Source organism: Confluentibacter flavum, assembly GCF_002843175.1.
Lineage (GTDB): Bacteria > Bacteroidota > Bacteroidia > Flavobacteriales > Flavobacteriaceae > Confluentibacter > Confluentibacter flavum.
The window spans coordinates 1-8,137 of record NZ_PJEO01000029.1 but is presented as its reverse complement, the minus strand read 5'-3'; the positions used below and the strand labels follow the sequence as shown (position 1 = coordinate 8,137).

Annotated in this window: 3 protein-coding genes; all 3 read right to left on the bottom strand. The window is 38.9% G+C overall.

Going from position 1 to position 8,137, the window contains the following annotated elements:
- A partial coding sequence (locus CSW08_RS09035) for a DUF11 domain-containing protein (RefSeq protein WP_106659567.1) occupies positions 1-6,386 on the bottom strand: 6,386 nt, incomplete at its 3' end.
- A 142-nt stretch (positions 6,387-6,528) separates the two neighbouring features.
- Complete coding sequence (locus CSW08_RS09030) at positions 6,529-7,509, bottom strand: PorP/SprF family type IX secretion system membrane protein (protein WP_106659566.1); 981 nt, start codon at positions 7,507-7,509, stop codon at positions 6,529-6,531.
- A 38-nt stretch (positions 7,510-7,547) separates the two neighbouring features.
- The coding region (locus tag CSW08_RS09025; RefSeq protein ID WP_157831450.1) for a T9SS type B sorting domain-containing protein at positions 7,548-8,137 on the bottom strand (590 nt) is incomplete at its 5' end.

Genomic DNA, 8,137 nt, shown 5'->3' with positions numbered 1-8,137 from the left:
GTGGCGCTGGTATCCCCAAAACAGGACAATAATGTTGTATCGGCAGTTACCGTTGCCGATATAGGTGTTGGAACTGTAAGCGTAATGGCCCCGGATACGGTACATCCTCCCGAGTCCCTTACATTAACGGTGTATGATCCTGCCGACAGGTTCCTGAACGTTCCATTTGGGGAATACGCTACCGTGGCAGCTCCAGTCAGTTCATATTCATAAGATCCCCAACCGCCACTGGCAATTGCCGTGATTGTTCCCTGCCCATCATCACATGTGACATTGGATGTTTCTGAAACGGCCACATCCAAGGCCGTTGCCGGCGTTGCTATGGTAACGATGTTTGATGTTGTGCTACAGAACGGACTGGCAGTTTCCGTAACGACCACCGTATAGCTTCCAGCTGGAAGCCCGGTAACCAGTTCTGGATTTGTAGATGTATTGGCTCCATTAACGGTTCTTATAAGTGTATTGGTGCTATCGAATATTTCATAGTCATAGTTCCCCGAATAGCCACTGACATTGATCTCGAATGTGCCATCTGCGTCACCAAAACAGGTGACTGCCGTAGGCTGGGCAGCTATTACCGTTGGTGGCGTTGCCGCTTGTACTACTAGGGAAACGTCCTTGGTACATAATGTTACCATATCGGTTACCGTAATGGTATATGTTCCCGAAGGGACACCGGAAAACACGTTACCTGTTAACGTTATTCCTGTATTCGGACTTATTGCATAAGAATAAGAACCTGTTCCCCCGGAACCTGTTATTGTTATTACTCCATCGTCATCATTACACGTTGGTAATGCCGTTATTGTAGGCGACAAATCAACGGGAGGTACTATATCAACAGATACTAAATTTCCACAGCCATTAAGATCCCTGACCTCGACCGTATGCGTCCCAGATGATAAATTAGAAATAGTAAACGATGCTGTCCTTGTCTGGAAGACACCTCCATCAATACTGTAGCTATAAGGTGCAACCCCTGTGGTTGTTAAAGCCACATCAATGGCAAAATTACCTTCAGTTACCGTACATTGATTGTTTACGCTAGCCGTAATTACTGGTTCTGGATCTGCTGGCAATACAATAACTGAAGTTGATTTAATACAACCATAAGCATCTTTAACATGTACGTAATAATTACCTGCATCTCTATTAAAAGTATTCGCCGATGCCCATAAAGCATCCGTTGCTAAAGGAGGTGTAGCTGATGTGGTTAATTGATATAAATAAGGCCCGGTGCCATCTCTAGCAATAGCACTTATAACCCCTGAACTTGGATTACAATTAGCATTTTTATCTATTGTAGCTGTGATGCTTAAATCTATTGCAGATTCCGAAATATTAAAAGGAACCGAAACCACTCCACAGCCTACATTAGGTCCAGACGTTTCGGATATTAAAACAAAATAATTTCCATAAGGTAATGGCCCTATATTAGATACCGATAATGAACCACCACTTGGTACAACTCCAGAACCACTAACACCTGTAGATACCAATGATAATGAATTGAATATTTCATAATCAACATTAGTAGGAACTCCATAGGTACTATTTATTGTAAAAGAGACATTCCCATCTGCACTTCCAACACACGTAATATTATTCGAAGTAAGTGCATTGGCTGTTAAAGTTGAATTAGTTGGGATTGGAACGGTTGATGTTTCATAATAACTACAGCCCGTGGAATCATCATAAACTATAAAAGTATAAGTAACCCCTGGAATCAACCCAGTAAAAGTAACTGTTTTACTACCAGGAGCATCCTCTGGAATCCATGTACCTCCAGGTGGTGCTGGTGGAACAAATCCTCTATATATATCAAAAAAGAAAGGTCCAGGGCTAGCTAAAGTTGTTCCAATATTAACCACAGCTTCCCCGCCTAGTGTACAATCTGCAGTTGAAGTTATTGAAATAGCTAAATCATCTGGCGGAGAGGCTACCAATACATTTTGAATTAATACCGAACATCCATTAGAATCAACTACAATAATTTGATACAATCCAAAATCAACAACATCAAAGGTGGTCGATGTCGTACCAGAGTTATTAAATTCTGATGCAGCATATCCATTGGTTCCTGTTACAAAATAATTATAAGGCGCTGTTCCACCCGTAACACTATCTACAATTACAGAACCTTTTGAAATCCCTCCTATTGGATCACAAGTTATTGGTATAGTGCTGTGGTTTACAATTATCGGCGTAGGTTCTGCTATGATGATTGTTGCCGTGTCTGTACATGATTTTGAATCTGTTAGCGTAATAGTATAAGTACCTGCCGTTAAGCCACTTGTCTGTGTACCATAATTGACTCCTGTGGTGTCATTATTAACATTAATTACGTACGGTGGCGTACCTACTGCATTATTTATGGTAATTTGAATGGCAGCATTAGAATCGCCGTTACATAAAATAGGTTGGGTTTGGACAACCGATGTTATTTCAGGTAGTGAAATGGCATTTATGGTTTGTATTCCAGTGATTGCTGTACAACCGTTAGCGTCGGTAATTTGAAATTGAAAAGTACCAACAATTGGAGTTGAATATGTAAAAGACGAGCCTGTTGAACCTAAAGAACTATAAGCACCTCCATTTATAGATACTGCATACGTAAATGGTGCAGTACCTCCTGAAATAGTCCCTGTAATTAAAGCGTCAGGTGTGGCTGTACAATCTAAATCTTTAGTCAAAACCGTATTTACAATAATTGGTGGTAATGGATTGATAGTGTAAGATTCTGAATAAATACAATCATTAGCATCCCTTACTCTAAAAGTATACGTATTTGGAGCTAACCCTGAAAAGACATTAGATGTTTGATATGGAGTTGCAGAACCAGCTGGTGATATGATTTGATATTCTAAAGTCCCGACGCCTCCTGTTGGTGTTATTGTTACTGTAGAGATATTTGCTGGACACGTTAATGGTGAACTAGTAAAACTTAAATCCGTTGGTGGATTTAAAGGATCAATTACGATGGAAGCCACAATAAATGTACAACCATTAGCATCTCTTACTGTTACATTGTAAGTTCCATTTGTTAAACCTGAAAATATTAAACTAGGTTGAAAATTAACCCCATCAATACTGTATGTATATGGTGCCGTTCCTCCAGAAACACCTGAAACTGTTATAACACCATTCGTAGTACAGGTATAAGGTGTTGTTAATGTTGCAGTTCCTATTATAGCTGGCGGTTCTGTGATGGCTATTGTTTGTGGCACAGTAACACATACATCTGTTCCTAATGTATATTGAACAACCACATCATAACTTCCTGCAGCAAGTCCGGTAAAAACTGGAGAGCTAAAAAATGTAATGCCATTATCTATGCTATATAGCAAACTATTTCCATTTGCATTGGTAACATCAACATTAATACTTCCTGAATTTTCCGCTTCAAAACATAAAATGTCTGTTTTGAAAACATTAAAATCAGGTGCTGGTGTTGCATTGACTGTTATAGATGTCTCAGCCGAACAGTTATTGGAATCTACAACCATAATATTATATACACCTGGTGTGGTAACCATAATTTGAGGTGTAGATTGGAATTCCGTTGTGCTATTTACAAAATAGAAATATGGTGGTGTACCTCCATTAGGATAAACTGTTATTTCTCCATCGGTACAGGTTAATGGCTTGGTAAGTGCCGAAGTAGCCGTTAACAATGGTGGATTGATAATTTCAATATCATCTGTAAAAGTACAACCATCTTCAGTTGATACATTTACCGTATAAGTTCCTGGATTTAGGTTAGCAAATGTGTAATTATTTTGCAGAATGGGCCCTACACTGTTAATTAATGTAGCTCCTTGGTAAATCGAAAAGAAATATTGTGGACGAACATCATTAGCTGCTAATACAACACTTCCTTGTTCACCATTACAATATGGTTGTGTAATAATTGTTGAAACCGTAAAATCCCGTTGTCTTATTTGAACATCAGGAACCGTAAATATACATGGATTTGGTGTCACCCCAATTTGTCTAATATAAACCGAATATAGATTTGGTATATTAATTGAAAACACATTACTGGCTTGATAGTTTGTACCATCAATACTGTATTCATAACCACTAGGAACCCCTCCAACAGTAATTTCTCCTAAAGTTGTACAAAAGATATCCCTTGATGTTACGGTAGGAACTAAAAGATTTTCGTAAATATTAAAGTAAAACTGATTAAAACAACCACCAGTATAATTTAACGTTAACCTATATTGACCTGCAGTGTCCGCTACAAAATCTGGTCCAGTAGCTACCTGATTCCACGTACAACCAGGATCTTCATTAGCACAATCTTCATTTGCAACGGCGGTACAACTGGTTTCATCGAGTTTTTCCCATATCATAGATGACGTATCAGTAATATTGGTTTGGATAAATCTGGAATCATTGGCGCCACATAAAAAAATGTTTGGCAATAACTTACCATCATTTGGACAGGTAACTACTTCATCTGCAAAAGGAATAATTGGATTTGCTACATCAGCTCCATAAGTAATCACATTAAACACTTGATCAATAGATTGACATGGGGCTACTGCCGTATTATGTACATAATAAGAGCCTGGAGTGGTAACTGTAATGGATTGTGTGGTTCCTATTACTGGTATGCCAGAAGGGCTAGATGACCAAGAATACGAGTCATAACCATCTCCAGCAGTTAAAACGGTGCTTGCGCCGCATAATACCACGTTTTCTTCAAAAATACAATCGTTTAAATCAGCAAGAAAATTTGTTGCCCCAGGTGTTAATAAACAACCTGTGTTGCTAGCAAAACTGGGATCGTCAGATATAGTGAAATTAGGATTTATGGTTCCTTTATAGGTAGCGTAGGCTTGATTATCAATATTATTAGAACAAGCATCGCTTAATAAACTACAAGTTGAAACCACTGTAACTTTAAATCTAATTTCAGACACAGGATCATTTTCTTCTACAACAGATTCGTCTATTGTAAATATAAGCTCTCTTGTAGCTGGGTTATAACTTTGAACCGTTACTCCTGAAGGTAATAGATCAATATCTTCAGGATAATTAAACACCACATTTGTTGGTAGTATATCTCGAATGGTTAAATCGGTTGCATCATCATTTCCTGTATTCTGAAAACCAATAGTATAATATAACTGATCGCCCAAATCAACTACTTGCCCTCCAATATCATTTCCAAATTCATCTTCAACAATTTTGGTTAAAACAATATCTGGCGCAATAATTTCTACTGCAAAACTAGTAACAAAAGCTCCATAGCCATCGCCAATGGTTGTTAATTTTAAGTCGCCCGCCGTCGCACTGTTGGGAAGAACAGAATTTAGGGGATTTGGAATTAATACATTTTTAATATCTAAACCCAGAGTATTTAAACTTGCTGGGTTTCTATTGGTTATATGAACACCATTATTACTAATAGTGGAATTAAAAAAATTGTCAGCAGAACTTACAGCGTCACTTAATATTGTGAAAGTAGGATTTGTACTCGCTTTAAACTGGAATGAATCGCCTGTAATACCTACATCACCTTCTAAAGCAGCCACACCAATTTTGGCATTTACAGGTAATGGAGCTGGCAATGTTTGAAATCCCGAAACTGGAATATCTAGAGATGTGGTTCCTCCAACACCTGCATAACCATCAAAAACTGAAATATATTTACTTGGCAATAATGGACTTTCATAAACAACAACCAATGTCCATCCTGCTGAACACCCTCCATCTCTAATACCTCTTGTAGCTCTAATGTTTGCAGCAGTGTAAGTACCGTTCGCATCGGCTAACCCTGCTATTAAGTTTGTTACGTTCTTAAAACAAATTATTGGAGAATCCTTAAATGACTGTTGAACAGTTGGTCCATAATATTGATAACCATCAAAAATAATATCATCCTCCTCACCTATTGGATCTGGATTATTGTCTGCTACCAAATCTATAAACCCACCCGTTGGTAGTTTAAATTTCATTTGATTCCAATCATTCAATCTTGGTGTCCCTTCAAAAAATTCATCCCTATCCGTTCCAATTTCATTGGGATATACAGATGCCCAGTATAAACCGGCAAATAAAATATTTTTACAGGATACATCAATTTCCAAATCTGCACTACTCGAGCTAAAAATTGTTGGATCACCACCGCTTGCTACATTTACGTAAACACCAGTGTTATTATTGTTGATTTCATTACCGTTATACGGTAATGGCAGTCCTTCTGCTGTAACAATATTGTTACCTATTAATACAACATCTCCCTTTACGGTAATATTACCACCTGGCAACCTTGGTGTAAAAGGAACGGGAAGTTGGGCAAATGCTTTTGTACTATTTAATAGCACAAAAAACAATCCCAAAAGCACCAATTTAATTATAGTAGTTTTTTTCATGGTTGTTGTTGTTAGTTGTCACTTTATGATATTGGGTGAGAGAAAAAAATGTACTTAAAAAAATCTGTTATGTATTAATTAATTTAGTTTTGCTTCATATAATTCTAAAAAACGCTCATAATATCATTAAGAATATCAACAATCAATGCACCGGGCTCTGTGTACATGGACAATTACTGATTCCCTGTAAAAATTCCAACCCAATCGTAATAACATGGGTACCTGAATTGTAACCCGATAGATCGTTCATAGTTACTTGGTACGCATATCCAAAATAGAAAATATCCTTCTTAAAGCCCAGCATTGGTCCCAGATTCAAGGGCTTAAAGAACTGGTCGTTCAAGAAACGGTAGGATACCCCGGCCCAATAATAATCCTCGTTCCTGTTGAACTTCCTGAACTTGAAATTGAGATCGGTGCTGCTCCGGTTGTCACTGCTGAACATCTGGTAGTAAATGGAGGGCTCAAACTCCAGTCCGCTCTTCTTTGGGCCGTTAAAGGTATAGCCGGAATATACCTGATAGTTCAACAGCAAATTTGGCTCCGCGATCCTTATGTCCTCATCTATTTTTTTCTCCAATATGTTATTGGCATTAAAACTAAAGAAGAACCCCTTGTTCCTGTACAGCATGCCCACATCAAAATTATTGTTATTGGTAGATCTATCGTCCGTTATAAGTGGATTTGAAACTGGTGGCTGGTCCGTGCCATTGTTGAACTTACTGATATCAATTCTAAAGTTATTAATGTTATAGGATATCCCAAACGATAGATATTGCTTGGAATAATAATCCAGGATAAGATGGTGAGCAAAGGAGAACTTGGCCCCTTTTTGGATGGTGTTCCCATTCTTGTCGTTATAGAACGACACCCCCACTCCACTACGGTCCGCAATCCTGAAATCGGCATAGAACGATTGGTTGTCCGGTGCATCCTTTATGCCGACCCATTGCGTCAGGCCATTGGCCCTTAACTTTAGATTATCGCCTATGCCCGCATAGGTCGGTGAGACCACAAAATTGTTGTCCGCCAAATATTGCGTAAAGACCGGCAGGTTAAGCTCTTGCCCATGGCCTTTGGCTAGGACCAGTAATAATAGTAGGTATATAATCAGTTTTCGCATTTGTTTTGTTTTTTAGAGGGTTCAGCCACTGGTTTCCATTATCTATAAAGGGTAAAGTGCCCCACAAAATCACGATCATCTTTTGGGTCGTTCAATTTCACTACGTACCAATAATCCCCTGATGGCAATTCTTTTCCATTATAATTACCGTCCCATTTATCTCCCACACGGAGCGTTGCTATCTTACGTCCATATCTATCAAAAATATCAACCGTCAAATTCCTATATTGTGTGGCGCATCCCGGTCCCCATCCTTCGGTAACAGGCGTGAAATAATTTGGGATACATACATCTATATATTCAAAATACCTGGTTGCCATTGCCGTACAGCCATAACTATCTGTCACCGTGACCGTGTAATCCCCAGATCTATAGATCAGGAACGTGTTGGCGCTTCCGTAATCCTCTCCGTTCAGCGTATACTGGTAAACCCCAGATCCACCCGTGGTAACGGCAACAATCTCATTTAGTCCGCCATCAGCCAATGCCAATGCCAATGGGTCGTATTGTTCGATATCAAAGGCCGGTGTCCTTTGGATACACCCATTGGTATGCCTTACATCAATATAATGATTTAATCCAGGTGGCACATCCACAAAGACATTGCTTGCCTGGTATGGCCCGCCGT